This window comes from Pseudomonas sp. BB438 (assembly GCF_057180225.1).
In genome coordinates, this window is the sequence record NZ_CM170001.1 from 196,307 (window position 1) to 211,761 (window position 15,455).

17 protein-coding genes are annotated in these 15,455 nt (G+C 67.2%); 9 read left to right on the forward strand and 8 right to left on the reverse strand.

Annotation, left to right across the window (positions count from 1 at the left end):
• Positions 1-63 precede the first annotated feature (63 nt).
• Positions 64-540, forward strand: a complete 477-nt coding sequence (locus AC1ZV1_RS00925; RefSeq protein WP_484295121.1) for a GNAT family N-acetyltransferase — start codon at positions 64-66, stop codon at positions 538-540.
• Here the strand turns inward: AC1ZV1_RS00925 and folE2 are convergent.
• Both folE2 and AC1ZV1_RS00935 read right to left on the reverse strand, forming a co-directional pair.
• Positions 537-1,424, reverse strand: coding sequence for a GTP cyclohydrolase FolE2 (gene folE2, locus AC1ZV1_RS00930; RefSeq protein ID WP_484295122.1), 888 nt, complete (start codon positions 1,422-1,424; stop codon positions 537-539). The genes AC1ZV1_RS00925 and folE2 overlap by 4 nt on opposite strands.
• A gap of 68 nt (positions 1,425-1,492) precedes the next feature.
• Complete coding sequence (locus tag AC1ZV1_RS00935) at positions 1,493-1,915, reverse strand: hypothetical protein (RefSeq protein WP_484295123.1); 423 nt, start codon at positions 1,913-1,915, stop codon at positions 1,493-1,495.
• Between the two features lie 143 nt (positions 1,916-2,058).
• Here AC1ZV1_RS00935 and dksA point away from each other — a divergent pair, with 143 nt between their 5' ends.
• The 3 genes from dksA to AC1ZV1_RS00950 are packed head-to-tail and all read left to right on the forward strand — an operon-like array spanning position 2,059 to position 4,329.
• Positions 2,059-2,463: an RNA polymerase-binding protein DksA gene (gene dksA / locus AC1ZV1_RS00940; RefSeq protein ID WP_484295124.1), complete on the forward strand. Its 405-nt coding sequence runs from the start codon at positions 2,059-2,061 to the stop codon at positions 2,461-2,463.
• Between the two features lie 31 nt (positions 2,464-2,494).
• Positions 2,495-3,697 (forward strand): zinc metallochaperone GTPase ZigA, encoded by a 1,203-nt coding sequence (gene zigA / locus AC1ZV1_RS00945; RefSeq protein ID WP_484295125.1) that lies wholly within the window; start codon positions 2,495-2,497, stop codon positions 3,695-3,697.
• Positions 3,697-4,329 (forward strand): DUF1826 domain-containing protein, encoded by a 633-nt coding sequence (locus AC1ZV1_RS00950; protein WP_484295126.1) that lies wholly within the window; start codon positions 3,697-3,699, stop codon positions 4,327-4,329. The genes zigA and AC1ZV1_RS00950 overlap by 1 nt, the downstream gene beginning before the upstream one ends.
• A 139-nt stretch (positions 4,330-4,468) precedes the next feature.
• Here AC1ZV1_RS00950 and AC1ZV1_RS00955 read toward each other — a convergent pair whose 3' ends face one another.
• On the reverse strand, positions 4,469-4,825 hold the full coding sequence (locus AC1ZV1_RS00955; protein ID WP_484295127.1) for an NADH:ubiquinone oxidoreductase: 357 nt from the start codon (positions 4,823-4,825) through the stop codon (positions 4,469-4,471).
• Positions 4,826-4,902: 77 nt separating this feature from the next.
• Between AC1ZV1_RS00955 and AC1ZV1_RS00960 the strand changes: the two genes are divergently transcribed.
• Positions 4,903-5,865 carry a CobW family GTP-binding protein gene (locus tag AC1ZV1_RS00960; protein ID WP_484295128.1) on the forward strand — a complete coding sequence of 321 codons (963 nt, stop codon included), beginning with the start codon at positions 4,903-4,905 and terminating at the stop codon, positions 5,863-5,865.
• Between the two features lie 85 nt (positions 5,866-5,950).
• Entirely contained in the window at positions 5,951-6,973 is a 1,023-nt protein-coding gene (locus tag AC1ZV1_RS00965) for an energy transducer TonB (RefSeq protein ID WP_484295129.1), read from the forward strand.
• Positions 6,974-7,080: 107 nt separating this feature from the next.
• Here the strand turns inward: AC1ZV1_RS00965 and AC1ZV1_RS00970 are convergent, their stop codons facing one another.
• Entirely contained in the window at positions 7,081-7,587 is a 507-nt protein-coding gene (locus AC1ZV1_RS00970; protein ID WP_484295130.1) for a nucleoside 2-deoxyribosyltransferase, read from the reverse strand.
• Positions 7,588-7,589: 2 nt separating this feature from the next.
• Positions 7,590-8,672, reverse strand: coding sequence for a calcium:cation antiporter (locus AC1ZV1_RS00975; RefSeq protein WP_484295131.1), 1,083 nt, complete (start codon positions 8,670-8,672; stop codon positions 7,590-7,592).
• 194 nt (positions 8,673-8,866) lie between these two features.
• On the opposite strand from AC1ZV1_RS00975, the gene AC1ZV1_RS00980 reads away from it, so the two are divergent.
• Positions 8,867-9,817: an adenosine deaminase gene (locus tag AC1ZV1_RS00980; RefSeq protein ID WP_484295132.1), complete on the forward strand. Its 951-nt coding sequence runs from the start codon at positions 8,867-8,869 to the stop codon at positions 9,815-9,817.
• 138 nt (positions 9,818-9,955) lie between these two features.
• Positions 9,956-10,636, forward strand: coding sequence for an SDR family NAD(P)-dependent oxidoreductase (locus AC1ZV1_RS00985; protein WP_484295133.1), 681 nt, complete (start codon positions 9,956-9,958; stop codon positions 10,634-10,636).
• Between the two features lie 97 nt (positions 10,637-10,733).
• Here AC1ZV1_RS00985 and AC1ZV1_RS00990 read toward each other — a convergent pair whose 3' ends face one another.
• Positions 10,734-11,615, reverse strand: a complete 882-nt coding sequence (locus AC1ZV1_RS00990) for a LysR substrate-binding domain-containing protein (RefSeq protein WP_484295134.1) — start codon at positions 11,613-11,615, stop codon at positions 10,734-10,736.
• A gap of 101 nt (positions 11,616-11,716) precedes the next feature.
• Between AC1ZV1_RS00990 and AC1ZV1_RS00995 the strand changes: the two genes are divergently transcribed.
• Positions 11,717-12,646 (forward strand): AEC family transporter, encoded by a 930-nt coding sequence (locus tag AC1ZV1_RS00995; protein WP_484295135.1) that lies wholly within the window; start codon positions 11,717-11,719, stop codon positions 12,644-12,646.
• Positions 12,647-12,794: 148 nt separating this feature from the next.
• Here AC1ZV1_RS00995 and AC1ZV1_RS01000 read toward each other — a convergent pair whose 3' ends face one another.
• Positions 12,795-14,324 carry an APC family permease gene (locus AC1ZV1_RS01000; protein WP_484295136.1) on the reverse strand — a complete coding sequence of 510 codons (1,530 nt, stop codon included), beginning with the start codon at positions 14,322-14,324 and terminating at the stop codon, positions 12,795-12,797.
• 112 nt (positions 14,325-14,436) lie between these two features.
• Positions 14,437-15,453: a heme-dependent oxidative N-demethylase family protein gene (locus AC1ZV1_RS01005; protein WP_484295137.1), complete on the reverse strand. Its 1,017-nt coding sequence runs from the start codon at positions 15,451-15,453 to the stop codon at positions 14,437-14,439.
• Positions 15,454-15,455 lie beyond the last annotated feature (2 nt).

Genomic DNA, 15,455 nt, shown 5'->3' on the forward strand with positions numbered 1-15,455 from the left:
CTTGCATCGGGGGGCTCGGGAGGCTAAACCCCCTTTCCCCACTGACTCTTTGGTAGATGAATCATGGTGAATTTCTTCCCCGACCTGTCCCTCGTTGAACTGTCTCCCGCGCAGGCGCCCTGGTCGCTCCTGCTCAAGGCCGATCCCAGCCGCGAACAGATCGAGAGCTACCTGCCCGACTCTCGCCTGCTGGCGTTGAATGAGGCGGATTCGGTACGCGGCGTGCTCACGCTGACCCCGCGCGAACCCGGCGTCGGCGAGATCACCAGCCTCGCGGTGGAAGAGGAATGGCAGGAACGAGGCCTGGGCCGGCGCCTGCTGCTGGCCGCTATCGAGCAGGCCCGCGAGTCCGGACTGCAGCGCCTGACCATTGCCACCGGAAACTCCAGCCTGGCCCAGCTCGGCCTGTACCAGCGCGTGGGCTTCCGCATCGTTGGCATCGACGTCGATCACTTCGTTCGCCACTACCCCGAGCCGATCTTCGAGAATGGCATCCAGTGCCGTGACCAGATTCGCCTGGCGCTTGACCTGAGCGTCTAATCGCGCACCCAGCGGCTCACCGCTACCGCGTCGTGGGCGTGCAGGCTTTCCGCATGCACCACTCGCACCTCGAAGCCCGCCACGTCATCGCGCTGCATCAGTGCTCGGTGCAGCCGGCGTGCGGCATCCTCGCAGAACATCAGGTTCTGGCCGTTGGCCAGGGCGAAGGCCTGTTCGTCGGCGCGCTTCACCGCCGTCTGCACCGCCGTGCCGAGGGCGGTTTCGGCCTGGTCAATCAGTTCGGTGAAGGCGAACACCTGCGCAGCCCCGTCAAACTGCAGGCTCAGCCGAGCCTCGCTGCGCTGGCTGTGCGGCGTGGCGACGATGCCCTGAGGGGTCCTCAGCCAGGCGCGAACCTCGCTGGTCGTCAGCGGGCGGCCGGCGAAGTCGCTGTCGAAGCGCTCCTGGATCAGCTGGCGCGCCAGCGCGGCGGAGCAGGGGCAGGTGGAGGAGTAGGCCAGCGTCAGGCGCAACTCCAGCTGCAGCACGTCGTTTTCCAGCTGAGCGTGGATCTCGCAGGGGTAGCGCTTCCAGCCGCTCAGTGGACTGACCAGCGCGTTGCGCCGCAGCATCAACTCGAAGCGCAGCGCCAGGCTGGCGCGCCGGGAGAGCTGTGCGTGGCTCTTGAGGAATTGCCCCAGCAGGCTGCGCAACAGAGCGGGTGACAGCTCCTCGTCGGCCAGCGCCTCCAGGGCCAGGTACAGCCGTGACATATGGATGCCGCGCGCCTCGGCCTCATCGAGGCTGACGCCTGCATCGGCGAAGGCGGCGACGCGCTCGCCGGCTATACGCAGCGGCACGGCGATGCCGTGCATGCCGACCCAGTCGAGCGGGATGGGCAGGCGGGTGGACTGGCAGGCGATATCGGGCAGCAAGGCGGTCATGGCGGGTCACGATTGGCAATTGTTATAACATAACGTATTTGCTACGCGACGATCCTGCAATGGGCTTGTCAGCGTGCCTGCTGCTTGCAGCCACTGACCCGCCCACAACTCAGGCGTGCGCTGTCGCCCGTCGAACTGCTGAAGCGGCTGATGTTGGTCCAGCCGATGCCCCGGCTGGTGCCGACCCAGATCTGCCCGTCACTGGCGACCCCGCTGAAGAACGTCAGGTTGCCGTAGCGCGTGCCGGTCTGCGCCCAGTGCCGACCGCTGCTGGCCTTGAAGCCGCGCAGGTAAGTGTCACGCCCCTGCGTGGCGATGCTGTAGAGGCTGCCCGAATCCTCCATGCAGGCCAGCACGTTGGCCGACCAGGCGCAGCGCGCCGGTTCCTCGCCGGGGAAGGGGATCGGCAGCTGTCCGGAGGCATGGGCGCCGAGGGCGCACAGGCTCGCAAGCAGTGTTAGCAAAGGGGACAGCAGGGCGCGGCGCGGCATCTGGGGTCTCGGAAGGGGCGGAGCGGAATACCGGTATCGCACGGCAGCAGCGGACTTGTCGATTCGCGGTGGTCGGCTTCTGATTGCAGGGAGTTGCATTGTTATAATATAACATAAAAGATCACTCCCTTCCGGAGACGGTCATGACCGAACAGGAACTGCTCGCCCAGCCCGGCGAGGCCTACATGAGCGAGGCGCAACAGGGCTATTTCCGTGCGTTGCTGCTGGGGCAACGCGACGAACTGCAGGGGCGCATCGAGGAGGAGTTCCAGGCATTGCAGGATACCGAGCGCGCCAGCGACGAGGCCGATGTCGCCAGTCGCGAGGAGTCTCGGCAGTGGCAGCTGCGTCTGCTGGAGCGCGAGAAGAAGCTGCTCGACAAGATCGACCAGGCGCTGGAGCGCCTGGCCCGGGGCGACTACGGCTGGTGCGAGGAAACCGGCGAACCGATCGGCCTGCGCCGCCTGCTGCTGCGCCCCACCGCCTCGCTGTGCATCGAGGCCAAGGAGCGCCAGGAACGGCGCGAACTGCACGTCCGCGAAGCCTGAATCCCCGGAGATGATCCCCTTGAACAGCCCCGTGAATGCCCCACTCCCCGTTACCGTCCTGTCCGGCTTCCTTGGCGCCGGCAAGAGCACGCTGCTCAACCACGTGCTGAAGAACCGCGAGAATCTCAAGGTCGCGGTGATCGTCAACGACATGAGCGAAATCAACATCGACGGCCGCGAGGTGCAGCGCGATGTCAGCCTCAACCGTGGCCAGGAACGCCTGGTGGAAATGAGCAACGGCTGCATCTGCTGCACCCTGCGCGAGGACCTGCTGGAAGAGGTCAGCCGCCTCGCCGGCGAGGGTCGCTTCGACTACCTGCTGATCGAATCCACTGGCATCTCCGAGCCGCTGCCGGTGGCCGAGACCTTCACTTTCCGCGACGAGCAGGGCCGCAGCCTGTCCGATCTGGCGCGGCTGGACACTCTGGTCACGGTGGTCGACGGGTTGAACTTCCTCGCCGACTACCAGGGCCAGGACAGCCTCGCCGAGCGTGGCGAAACCCTCGGCGAGGACGACGAGCGCTCGCTCTGCGACCTGCTGGTGGAGCAGGTGGAGTTCGCCGACGTGATCCTGGTGAGCAAGATCGACCTGATCGGCAGTGCCGAGCGCGACGAGTTGCTGGCGATCCTGCGCAAGCTGAACCCTGACGCCGACATCCAGCCCATGGTGATGGGCCAGGTGCCGCTGGCGAGCCTCCTCAACACCGGCCGCTTCGACTTCCAGCGTGCCGAACGGGCACCAGGCTGGCTCAAGGAGCTGCGCGGCGAGCACCTGCCGGAGACCGAGGCTTACGGCATTTCCTCCACCGTGTACCGGGCGCGCCGGCCCTTCCACCCGCAGCGCTTCCATGACTTCCTCGCCCAGCCCTGGAGCAACGGCCGGCTGCTGCGCTCCAAGGGCTTCTTCTGGCTCGCCAGCCGCTACCGCGAGGCCGGCAGCTGGTCCCAGGCAGGCGGCCTGATGCGGCATGGCCTGGCCGGGCGCTGGTGGCGCTTCGTCCCGCGCGAGCACTGGCCGCAGGACACCACCGAGCTGCAGGGCGTGCTGCGCCACTGGCGCGAGGACAGCGGCGATTGCCGTCAGGAACTGGTGTTCATCGGCCAGAACCTGGACGTCGAGCGGCTGTTCGTCGAACTGGACCACTGCCTGCTGGACGATGATGAAATGGCCGCCGGCAGCACCGCCTGGCAACGACTCCCCGACCCGTTCGAACCCTGGGAGGCCGGCGCCTGATGCTCGCCCTCGAAACGCCCGCCTGGCCGCGCCAGGTGCTCGGTGACGATCCGCAGGTGCTTGCCGAAGTACTCAAGGAAGACGTCAACCTGGCCGTCTGGCAACGTGCGCTGTACCCGGAGATCGTTACCTTCGCCGGCTGGTTGGGCACCCAGGCGGTCGACCTGAAGCAGAGCCTGGAGGTGGTCGATGAGCGCGTCGAACTGGGTGACCTGCTGCGCCAGTACGCCATGCTCGATGGCTGCACGTTGTTCGGCAGCGATGTGCAATGGCTGGCCGAGGCCTTCGCCTGCCTGACCGGCGCGCGGCGCATCGGCCTGCGCCTGCGCAGCCTGGACAAGGCGATGTGCCCGCGCTTCCACGTCGACCATGTGCCACTGCGCCTGGTTACCACCTACGCCGGGCCCGCCAGCCAGTGGCTGGAGGAGTGGGCGATGGCGCGCGCGCGGCTCGGCGATGCGGCGGCCGAACCGGTCAGCCGGGCTGAAATCCGCCAGATGGCGGCGGGCGACGTAGGGCTGTTCAAGGGCGAGAAATGGGCCGGCAATCTCGGTGCTGGCATCGTCCACCGCTCGCCGCTGCCGGCGCCGGGTGAGCGGCGCCTGCTGCTCACGCTCGACTGGCTCGGCTGAGGTGTCCGCGCAGGCAAAAAAAATGGGCCACCCGGGGAGAGTGGCCCGATTCACCAAGATCATGTCCGGCGTGGGGCGCCGGGAGGGTGTGAGGTACCCGGGGACAGTAAGCCCGAGGCGTGTGACAGGGCGATGACCGCTACTGGGGTTTGCGCCAGTGGCCGTTGCTCTGGCTTTCGCAGTACGGCTGGAGGATGCGCGCGTCGCTGGCCACGCCGTAGTAGTGGATGTCCTGGCGGTACGGCACACCCTGGGTCTGCGCGTTCTCGCAGATGCCGAAGGCGCCGCTGGGGCAATTCTCGGCGTACGTCACCTCGACCTTCTGGTCTTTCAGCTGCGGCTGGCAGAAGCCTTCGCGGAACAGGTTTTCCGGAATCGTGCGGTTCTGCTGGCAGACTTGCACGTCGACGTCCTTGCCCTGGCTGTGCACCACGCAGGCCTCGCCGTGGGCGAGCAGGGGCAGGCAGGCGAGGGCGAGAGGCAGCAACAGGCGCATGGTCGATCCGGGGGTGGCGTGAGGAAGCCGCGACTCTAGCGCTTTTCCCGGCGAGCGTCAGGCGGCACCATGGGCGAATGTTGAAACAGATCCCGACTCATCTCATCGCCGGCCCCCTCGGGGCGGGCAAGACCAGCCTGCTGCAGGACCTGTTGGCGCAACGCCCGGCGGGCGAGCGCTGGGCCGTGCTGGTCAACGAATTCGGCCAGGTCGGTCTGGACGCCGCACTGCTGTCCCGCGACGACGACGGCATCGCCCTGGGCGAAGTCGCCGGGGGGTGCCTGTGCTGTGTGAACGGCGCGCCGTTCCAGGTCGGTCTGGGCCGCCTGCTGCGCAAGGCCCGGCCGCAACGGGTGTTCATCGAGCCGTCCGGCCTCGGCCATCCTGCGCAACTGCTGGCGCAACTGCGCGCGGCGCCCTGGCAGGGCGTGCTGGCCGTACAGCCGCTGGTGATGGTACTCGATGCCGCCGCACTGGCCGCCGGATTGCCCTTGCCCGAGGCGCAGCAATTGGCACTGGACGAGGCGGCGATGCTGTTGCTGAACAAGTCTGAAGCCCTGGACGACACCGCGCGTGCGGCCCTGGCTGCGCGACTGCCAGCGGTACCGCGGCACTGGACGACTCAGGGCCGCCTGTCGCTGGACGCGCTGCCGAGCACGCCCATCGAGAACGCGGGCGCTGATTTGCCGCAGGGCACAGTGTCCGGCGAACCGGCGATGCTATTGCGGCGCGAATCGCCATTGCGCCAGGTGCGCGCCGAGGACGGTCGACAGGCGGTCGGCTGGCGTTTCCACCGCGACTGGCACTTCCGTACGGCCGATCTGGACGCCTGGCTGGCCGGCGTCCCCGGCCTGTTGCGGGCCAAGGCCGTGCTGCACGCAGAAGACGCGTGGCTGGCCTGCAACCGTACCGTCGGGCCGGCGCCGTGGACGCCCAGCGCCTGGCGCAAGGACAGCCGGATCGAGCTGATCCTGGCCGCCGAGCTCGATCCGCAGGCCCTGCAGGACGGACTTTTGCGCTGTGCCATCGCGCCGATCTGACAGATAAGGTTGCCCTCGCGTAACGAGTGAATGATAATAATTATCAGCGGATACTGCTTCGTGAACTCTTCCCGCAGGCTTTCTCATGTCGTTACCCCAACCGCGCAAAGCGGCGGACCCTGTTCCTGCCGTGGACGCTGAGGAACAGCTGTTCACTTCCGCCACGGCGGATGACAGCGCCCATTTGCCCAGCGTGAACGCCCAGCGTGTCAATGAGGCCACCCTGCGACTCGTCAGCTGTGTGGGGCCCCGTCGTGACGAAGAAGTGGTTCCTGAAGAGGTCCTGATTCCCTATGCCGCGCCGATCGAAGGTGTGGAAGAAGGCGATCAACCGCCGCCGCCCGGTGGCTGGTGGACGTCCTCGGGCCTGGCAATCGCCATGCACGTGGCCATCGTCGCCGCGCTGGTCTGGGTGATGCCCACCCCGGCCGAGCTGAATCTGGGCGCGGGCGAGATGCCCAAGGCCATGCAGGTGAGTGTCGTCACCTTGCCGCCCAAGCCTGAAGTGCAGCAGCCGCCCGCTGCTGCGCCGACCCCGCCGCCGCCCGAGCCCGAACCGCCGAAGCCGATCGAGCCGCCCAAGCCGGTGGAAAAGCCCAAGCCCAAGCCCAAGCCGCCCGAGAAGGCCGTGCCCAAGGTATCGTCCAAGCCCAAGCCGAAACCCAAGCCCGAGCCGGACCCGGAGCCCGCCGAGGAAGCTGCCGCGCCGCCGACTCCGGCCGCACCGCCGCCGCCCGCCGCGCCGACCGTTGGCCAGTTCACCCAGGGCGCCCAGGCCGCGCCCACCGGTTCGCAAGGCCCCGCCGGCCTGCCCACCGGCAGCCTGAACGACAGCGACATCAAGCCGCTGCGCATGGACCCGCCGGTCTACCCGCGCATGGCGCTGAACCGTGGTATCGAGGGGCGAGTCAAGGTGCTGTTCACCATCACCAGCGATGGCCGCATCGCCGACATCCAGGTGCTGGAGTCCACGCCGCCGCGCATGTTCGACAACGCCGTGCGCGATGCCATGGACAAGTGGCGCTTCGAACCCCGTGTCAGCGGTGGCCGGATTGTCGCCCGCCAGGCGACCAAGGTGTTCTTCTTCAAGCTTGAAGGGCGTCGCTGACGCCCTGCCGAACCAAACAAAAAAACGCGCCCGAGGGCGCGTTTTTTTGTTTCGTTGAACGGCAGGTGGGAGCGCCCCTACGGGCGAATCGCGGGCATGGCCCGCGCCTACACGTGCACCAGCTCCTTGCAAAGCAGCTCCAGTGCCTCCCGCGCCCCGCCCACGGCGATCTTCGCCGGCACGCCGAGCATCAGGTTCAGCGGCAGGCCGAAGTTTTCGATCTGGTTGCCGTCACGGTCGCAGCCCGGCTCGTCGCCTTGCCACTCGCAGGGCAGGCGCTCGGCACAGGTGCCGCCTTCGTCGATGTAGCCGAACAGCGGCTTGCCCAGCGCGGCGGCGTAGCCCAGCTCGAAGGCTGTGCCGCTGTCCGGCTCGGCGCCACGGAACGGATTGAGATTGGCCAGCACCGCATCGGCCTCGGCGATCAGCGCGAGGTTGGCCTGGTAGATCCACCGCGCCTGCTCCGGGGGATGGGCGATGCCCTCGGGTACCGAATGGTCCAGCGGGTAGAGCCCGTGCAGACCGAGTTCGCCACACAGCGCCTTCAGCCGTTCGCCCTGCGCCAGGGCGTCGCGGCGGAACACATCGGGGCCGGCGAGGTAGATCTTGAGCATGCTCAGAGTCCCATGAACGACAGCATCAGGAAGGTGGCGAACAGCACGAAGTGGGTCATGCCTTCGATGGCGTTGGTCTTGCCGTCGTGCAGGTTGTAGCCGGCGACCATCAGGGTGATGAACATCATCCCGGTCTGCAGCGGGGTCATCGCCATCTGGATCGGCTGGCCCTTGAACAACGCCAGTGCTTCGATCACCGGCACGGTGAGGATCACGGTCGACAGCGAGGCGCCCAGGGCGATGTTGACCACCGGCTGCATGCGGTTGGCCATGGCCGCGCGCAGGGCCGTGAGGATTTCCGGGCTGGCGGAGATCGCCGCCACCAGCAGCGCCGGCACGATGGGCGGCACACCGCTGCCTTCCAGGCCGGCGTCCAGGGCCTTGGACATCACTTCGGCCAGCGCGCCGATCAGTACCACGCCGACTACCAGCAGGCCCATGGACTGCTTGCTGTTGCCGGGGGCCTCGTGACCTTCGGCGTGCTCGCCGTGGGTGGCGTAGTTGTAGCTGAAGAAGTAGCTGTGCTGGCCGGTCTGCATGCGCAGGAACAGCGCGTAGAGCATGACCATGCAGCCGATGGTGAAGAAGGAGTAGAGCTTCCACTGCTCGGCCGGGATCAGCTCCGGCACCACCATGGAGATGCCTACGGCGGTGAGGATCATGGTCACGTAGGTCTTGCCCGAGTCGTCGTTGTACGACTGCTCGCCGTGCTTGAGGCCGCCCAGCAGCGCGGCCAGACCGAGGATGCCGTTCATGTCGAGCATCACCGCGGCATAGATGGTGTCGCGGGCCAGGGTCGGCGAGTGGTTGTGGTTCATCATGATCGCCAGGATCACCACCTCCACAAGCACCGCCGCCAGGGTGAGGATCATGGTGCCGTAGGGCTCGCCGACCTTCTCCGCGAGGATTTCGGCGTGGTGCGCGACCCGTAGCGAGACGCCGATGATCACTGCCAGCAGAACGCTGGCGGTGATCCCCGCGAGCAGCTTGCCGCCGCTGAGAAGGCTGTGCTCCAGCGGGTAGACCGCAACGGCCACCAGCAGGGCGAGGAGGAGGAATTTTTCGTCTTTGAGCGCGCGCAGCATCGAGGGGATGTCCATTCCATAAGAGAGCGAGTGCGCCATCTTAGGCAATGCCCTGTGAGCGCACCAGCCGCCACCGGGCGTGAGCGGGACGCGAGTCGCAACGCAGGCTGCCGCCCGTCGTCGGCAACTTCGCCTGCACCCGCGCCGGGCCGTGCGATAATTGGCGCGATTGCCTGAATAACGAGACCTCACCCATGTACGACTGGCTCAATGCCCTGCCCAAGGCCGAACTGCACCTGCACCTGGAAGGTTCGCTGGAGCCCGAGCTGCTCTTCGCCCTGGCCGAGCGCAACAAGGTCGCCCTGCCCTGGGGCGACGTCGAGAGCCTGCGCAAGGCCTATGCGTTCAACAACCTGCAGGAGTTCCTCGACCTCTACTACGCCGGTGCCGACGTGCTGCGTACCGAGCAGGACTTTTACGACCTGACCTGGGCGTACCTGCAGAAGTGCCAGTTGCAGAACGTCATCCACGTCGAGCCGTTCTTCGACCCGCAGACCCACACTGACCGTGGCGTTCCCTTCGAAGTCGTGCTGCGCGGCATCCAGGGCGCGCTCAAGGACGGCGAGAGGCAGCTGGGCATCAGCCATGGCCTGATCCTCAGCTTCCTGCGCCATCTGTCCGAGGAAGAGGCGTTCAAGACCCTGGAGCAGGCGATGCCGTTCCGCGACGCCTTCATTGCCGTCGGCCTGGACAGCTCCGAGGTCGGCCATCCGCCGAGCAAGTTCCAGCGCGTGTTCGACCGCGCCCGCGCCGAAGGCTTCCTCACTGTCGCCCACGCGGGCGAGGAAGGCCCGCCGGAGTACATCTGGGAGGCCCTGGACCTGCTCAGGATCGAGCGCATCGACCACGGCGTGCGCGCCATCGAGGACGAGCGCCTGATGCAACGCATCATCGACGAGCAGATCCCGCTGACCGTCTGCCCGTTGTCCAACACCAAGCTCTGCGTGTTCGACCACATGCGCGAGCACAACATCCTCGACATGCTCGAACGCGGCGTGAAGGTGACGGTGAACTCGGACGACCCGGCCTACTTCGGCGGCTACGTCACCGAGAACTTCCACGCCCTGCACGAGCACCTGGGCATGACCAAGGAGCAGGCGCAGCGGCTGGCGCAGAACAGCCTGGATGCGCGCCTGGTGAAGTAAGGCCGACGCAGGCCCTCTCCCTCCGGGGGAGGGTTTCGTCGACGTCCCGATCCGTCCCCTCATCTGGCGCCCGCGACCTTCCGTGCCACCCCTGCTACCCCTATAAGAACGCCTCTCCCACTGTCACGAGGTAGCAGCATGAACAGGATCGTCGCCATCACCGGCGGCTTCGGCCATCTGGGCAGCGTGGTCGGCCAGGCATTCGCCGAGGCCGGCTGGCAGGTCGCCCTGCTCGATCGCGCCGTCGGCCCGCGCTTCCCACAGGCCGGCGCGTTGTCGATCGGCGGCATCGACCTCACTGACCCGGCTGCCGCTCGCGCCGCGCTGGACCAGGTCAACCAGTATTTCGGCGGCCTGGACGCGCTGATCAACGTGGCCGGCGGCTTCCACTGGGAAACCCTGGCCGACGGCGACGTGGACACCTGGGACCTGATGTACCGCATCAACCTGCGCACCGCCGTGGTCTCCAGCCAGGCCGCGCTGGGGCACCTGAAGGACCGCGGACACGGGCGCATCCTCAATATTGCCGCCGCAGCCGCCACCCGCGCGGCACTGGGCATGGGGGCCTATGCGGCGTCCAAGGCCGGCGTCATGCGCCTGACCGAGGCTCTGGCGGACGAACTGAAGGACGCCTGCATCACCGTCAACGCGCTGATGCCGAGCATCATCGACACCCCGCAGAACCGTGCCGACATGCCGACCGCCGAGTTCGACCGTTGGGTGAAGCCCGAGCAACTGGCGGCGACGCTGCTGTTTCTCGCCTCGGACGCGGCGGCGGCCATCACCGGCGCGTGCATTCCGGTGACCGGGCGGGTGTGATTGCGCGGCTTTGGTAGGGCGCATACTTGGCTCGGGTTATCCGCCCTACGTGTATCGGCGCCGGCGTAAACCTGTAGGAGCGGGCCCGATCCGGGCCTCAGGCGTCGACGGCCCCCGCACTGCGCAGGAAAGCTGCCAGGCACGGGTTGTCGTTGTGCGGGCTCCAGGCGGCGCCGTACTCCACCTGCGGCGATTGGCCGATGGCGCGGAAGGCCACGCCGGGCAGCTGCATGCGCCGCATCGAGTCCGGTACCAGTGACACGCCCAGCCCCTCGGCCACCAGGTTGACGATGGTCTGTTGCAGGTGCGTCTCCATACGCACCGCCGGGGCGAAGCCGTGCTGCCGGCAGCACTCCATCACCGACGCGTGCAGCGCCGGCGCGGTGGCCGGCGGGAAGGTGATGAAGGGTTCGCCGGCCAGCTTCGCCACATCCAGTTCCGCGCCCTGCGCCAGGCCATGCCCGGCCGGCAGCACCGCGCACAGCGGCTCGCGTTGCAGCGTGCGGTAGAGCCGCTGACCCGGCTCGCGTTCGGGGAAGGTCAGGGCGACGTCCACCTCGCCGCTCTCCAGCGCCGGACCCAGGTCGCGCGGGAGCATCTCGTTGAGCACCAGCTTCACCTCCGGATGTCCGTCGGCGAAGGTTTTCAGCAGGCGCGGCAGCAGCGTCCAGGCAGCCAGCATGGTGAAGCCGATGCGCAGCTCGCCGCGCTCCCCGCGTGCCGTCGCGCGTGCCGAGCGCACGGCCAGGTCGAGGCCGGCGAGCAGCGCGCGGGCCTGCTGCTGGAAGTCGCGGCCGGCGGCGGTCAGCTCCACCGAGCGTGAATGCCGGGCGAACAGCGGCGTGCCCAGTTCCTCTTCCAGCGCGGCGATCTGCCGGCTCAGCGGCGGCTGGGTGATGTGCAGCGCCTCGGCGGCCCGGCCGAAGTGCAGGTGCTCGGCGAGGGCGAGGAAATAGCGCAGCTGACGGAAGTCGATCATCGATACGGATTAGGTATGAATTGGTGCTCTAGTAAGCATTGGACGGTATCGATTGGCAACCCTATGCTCGCCTGCCGCTCCCGCTCTCCAGGTTCCCTGCCATGCACACCGTGTTCGCCGTCGTCCTGCCGATCTTCGCGCTGATCCTGGTTGGCTGGCTGTGCCGGCGCACCAACCGTCTCGGCCCGCAGGCGGCGTCGGAGATCAACAGGCTGGTGGTCTGGCTGTGCCTGCCGGCGCTGCTGTTCAAGGTCACCGCCACCGCGACCTGGGCGGACATCTGGCAGCCGGGCTTCCTTGCCGCCTTCACCGGCGGCTGCCTGCTGGTGTTCTTCGCCACCCTCGCCTGGCGCCTGATGCAGGGTCGCGCTCTGCCGGCGGCAAGCATCGACGGTCTCAGTGCGTCCTACGCCAATACCGGCTACATGGGCATCCCGCTGTGCCTGCTGGTGTTTGGCCAGGATGGCCTGGAGCCCGCGCTGATCGCCTCCCTGCTGGTGGTCTGCGTGCTGTTCGCCATCGCCGTGGTGTGCATCGAGGTCGGCCTGCAGGAGGAGAAGCACATCGGCCGCGCCATTTGGGTGGTGACGCAGGCGCTGGGCAAGAACCCGTTGGTGGTGTCGCCGATCATCGGTGGCTTGTGGGCGGTGACCGGTATCGGCCTGCCGGCGCCGCTGCTGCATTTCCTCGACATGCTCGCGGCGGCGACCACGCCTTGTGCGCTGGTATCCCTGGGCCTGTTCCTGGCGCAGAAACAGGAGGGCGAGCAGGTCGGCGCCTGGCCGCTGGTGGCGATCAAGCTGGTCGGCCAGCCGCTGCTCACCGGCTTCCTCGCCTACAAGGTGTTCGACCTGCCGCCGCTGTGGGCGGATTCGGCGCTGCTGCTCAGCGCGCTGCCCACCGGCACCGGGCCGTTCATGCTCGCCGAGTACTACCAGCGCGAGGCGGCGGTGGTGTCGCGGAGCATCCTGGTGTCGACGCTGGGGTCGCTGGTCACGCTCTCCCTTTGTCTGTTGTGGATCGGCCGATAGTGTGCTCCTGGCTGAGCATAAAAAAACGGACCGGCCATCGCGGGGATGGCGGGTCCGTTGCGCAAACGCAGGGGACCGTCACCAGGGTTAGGTGACGATCCAGACGCAGCCCCTCAGGCGTATGGCCCGAATTGCGTCAGCGTTGCGATCAAGCCGGTTCGGTCAGCGCGCCCGTAGCGCGCGCGGGTAGTTGGCGGCCGGAGATCCGGTGCGCGTCGCCCGCCGGTGCGGTGCCCTTGTCATAGGGCTTGGCCAGCAGCATGTAGACCAGGCCCGCGCCGATCACCACGACGCTGGTGAGGATCATCGAGTAGTTCATGTACCAGGGTGCATCCGGGGTGCGCGGCCAGACCATGTTGGTGATCGCCGCCACGCCGTAGATCAGCGCCGCGATGTTCACCGGCACGCCCCACTTGCCGAGGCTGAAGTGGCCGCCGGGCACCCAGCCCTTGGCGCGGGCGATCAGCGAGGCGATGACGATCAGCTGGAAGGACACGTAGATGCCAATCGCGGCGAAGCCGACGATGGTGGCCACGGCGTCGCCCATGAACAGGCCCAGGCAGACGATGGCCGCCGGCATCACGCCCGCTACGACCAGCGCAACGGCCGGCACGTGGTTGGTGTTCAGCTTCGACAGGGCCTTGCTGCCGACGATCATCTCGTCGCGGGCATAGGCGAACAGCAGGCGGCTGGCGGCGGCCTGCAGGCTCAGCACGCAGGAGACGAACGACACCATTACCACCGCCATCACCAGTTTCGAGCCTACCGGGCCGAAGGCGTTGGCGAGGATGGTGGTGACCGGGTCGGTGTCTTCGCCGTTGATCACCCGCTGGATGTCCGGCACCGAGAGGATCAGCGCCAGGCACGCGAACATCGCGGCGGCACCGCCGATGTAGATGGTCATGCGCATGGTCTTGGGGATCATCTTGCCGGGGTTGGGGGTTTCCTCGGCGACGTCACCGCAGGCCTCGAAGCCGTAGTACTGGAACAGGCCCGCCAGCGACGCGGCGAGGAAGGCCGGCCAGTAGCTGCCGTCGATCCTGATGTCGAAGGTGTTGAACAGCACGCTGAACGGCTGATGGCGTTCGAAGATCAGCAGGTAGCCGCCCACCAGCAGCGCACCGCCCAGCTCGCAGATGAAGCCGAACATGGCGACGCGGGCCAGCAGCTTGGTGCCGGACAGGTTGAGCACGGTGGACAGCGCGATCAGCGCCAGGGCGATGCCGATGGCGGCGTTGCCGTGCATGTCGAAGCCGAGCATCGCAGCCATGTAGGGGCTGGCGCCGACGGCGATGCCGGCGATGGAGGTGCATAGCGCCCAGGCATACACCCAGCCGACCATCCACGCCCAGCGTTTGCCCACCAGGCGGCGTGCCCAGGGATAGACGCCGCCGGAGATCGGGAATTGCGAGACCACTTCGCAGAACACCAGGCACACCAGCATCTGGCCCAGGCCGATCAGCAGGTAGGTCCAGAACATCGGCGGCCCACCGGCGGCCAGGCACAGGCCGAACAGGGTGTAGACGCCGACGACCGGCGACAGGTAGGTGAAGCCCAGGGAGAAGTTCTCCCACAGGCTCATGCTGCGTTCGAAGTTGGAGCTGTAGCCGAGGGCAGCGAGCTGCTCGGCATCGGAATCGGTTACGCCAGCGGCACGCTTGGCAGGAGACCCACTCATCGTTGTTTCCTCTCGGGGGGTTGATGGGCAGAAGGCAATCGGCCGGCGGGCCTCACGACGCCCGCCGGTTCCCTTTTCGGGTTTGTAGTTGTGTGTGCTGTCGCGAGGTTTCTTATTGGCCGTCGTCAAACTGCGAGAGCCACTGCACCGCCTGCTGGTGGTAGCGGGTGAAGCCCTTGTAGTCGACGAGCTGCTGGTCGAGGGTCTTGAGCACGCGGTGCATGCGCTTGGCCCACGCCGGATTGGTGGCGATGTCTTCCAGGCTCAGCAGGTAGGTGCGGATCGGGAACACGATGGCGTTGCTGCGCGGCAGACGGTGCAGCGGTTGCAGCTCGATGCGCAAGTAGACCTTTTTCCCGGCGTTCTCGGCGGTGACCGTGGTGCGGTCCGGCGCCCACTCGGGCAGCGACTCGGCGGACACGTCCAGGCGCGGGTTGACCGTCAGCGACCAGTTCAGGCGGCGCACCGGGTGGCCGTTGCGCAGGCGCAGGAGGAACTTCAGCGCGCGGTCGAGCATGCCGGTTTCCTTCACCAGCGGCACCGGGCCGTGGAACTCGTGCCAGGCCATGCCCAGGTTGAAGCGCAGCGAGTAGTCGGCGCGCTGGGTGGCGATGCCCGCGCCCCAGTACAGGGTGCCGTCGCGCTCTTCCTGCAGGACCCAGTCGCCCTGGGCCTGGCGGGTGACGTACTCCATCGGCTCGTAGGGGAGGGTCGACGGATCACCGAAGGTGAAGGTGTCGTCGATATTCAGCAGCTTGTTGGTCCAGTGCCAGCGGGTGCCGTCCTTCTCCAGGGAGAAGTACTCCGGATAGTCCTTGGCATAGGCCTCCATGATCAGCTCGAGCAGGTCCCACTGCGCCTCCATCATGTGCGGCGCAGAGACGTAGTGCATGCCCGGGTCTTTCTCCAGGGTGATCGCACGGTCGCGGCACTCGCTGATGTAGTGCTCGTCGATGTCGAACACCGCGCGGAAGGCGTCGGTGCCCACCGAGACATGCGGCTCCAGGTTCATCGAGTACATGTACTCGTCGTCCGGGAAGGGCCAGGGTGCGCGGTCGATGCAGGCCTGGCTGTTCGCGTAGGTGTAATCGTCGCGGTAGGTTTCGTCGGGGCGGAATTGGATGGTCATGG

Excerpts from the sequence above, each read along its gene's own strand:
- folE2 (WP_484295122.1), bottom strand. The coding sequence starts at position 1,424 with ATGACCGCCTTGCTGCCCGATATCGCCTGCCAGTCCACCCGCCTGCCC.
- AC1ZV1_RS00955 (WP_484295127.1), bottom strand. The coding sequence starts at position 4,825 with ATGCGCCTGTTGCTGCCTCTCGCCCTCGCCTGCCTGCCCCTGCTCGCC.
- AC1ZV1_RS01005 (WP_484295137.1), bottom strand. The coding sequence starts at position 15,453 with ATGACCATCCAATTCCGCCCCGACGAAACCTACCGCGACGATTACACC.
- AC1ZV1_RS00935 (WP_484295123.1), bottom strand. The coding sequence starts at position 1,915 with ATGCCGCGCCGCGCCCTGCTGTCCCCTTTGCTAACACTGCTTGCGAGC.
- AC1ZV1_RS00925 (WP_484295121.1), top strand. The coding sequence starts at position 64 with ATGGTGAATTTCTTCCCCGACCTGTCCCTCGTTGAACTGTCTCCCGCG.
- AC1ZV1_RS00950 (WP_484295126.1), top strand. The coding sequence starts at position 3,697 with ATGCTCGCCCTCGAAACGCCCGCCTGGCCGCGCCAGGTGCTCGGTGAC.
- AC1ZV1_RS00970 (WP_484295130.1), bottom strand. The coding sequence starts at position 7,587 with ATGCTCAAGATCTACCTCGCCGGCCCCGATGTGTTCCGCCGCGACGCC.
- AC1ZV1_RS00975 (WP_484295131.1), bottom strand. The coding sequence starts at position 8,672 with ATGCTGCGCGCGCTCAAAGACGAAAAATTCCTCCTCCTCGCCCTGCTG.
- AC1ZV1_RS00965 (WP_484295129.1), top strand. The coding sequence starts at position 5,951 with ATGTCGTTACCCCAACCGCGCAAAGCGGCGGACCCTGTTCCTGCCGTG.
- AC1ZV1_RS00960 (WP_484295128.1), top strand. The coding sequence starts at position 4,903 with ATGTTGAAACAGATCCCGACTCATCTCATCGCCGGCCCCCTCGGGGCG.
- AC1ZV1_RS01000 (WP_484295136.1), bottom strand. The coding sequence starts at position 14,324 with ATGAGTGGGTCTCCTGCCAAGCGTGCCGCTGGCGTAACCGATTCCGAT.
- AC1ZV1_RS00985 (WP_484295133.1), top strand. The coding sequence starts at position 9,956 with ATGAACAGGATCGTCGCCATCACCGGCGGCTTCGGCCATCTGGGCAGC.
- dksA (WP_484295124.1), top strand. The coding sequence starts at position 2,059 with ATGACCGAACAGGAACTGCTCGCCCAGCCCGGCGAGGCCTACATGAGC.
- AC1ZV1_RS00990 (WP_484295134.1), bottom strand. The coding sequence starts at position 11,615 with ATGATCGACTTCCGTCAGCTGCGCTATTTCCTCGCCCTCGCCGAGCAC.
- AC1ZV1_RS00980 (WP_484295132.1), top strand. The coding sequence starts at position 8,867 with ATGTACGACTGGCTCAATGCCCTGCCCAAGGCCGAACTGCACCTGCAC.
- AC1ZV1_RS00995 (WP_484295135.1), top strand. The coding sequence starts at position 11,717 with ATGCACACCGTGTTCGCCGTCGTCCTGCCGATCTTCGCGCTGATCCTG.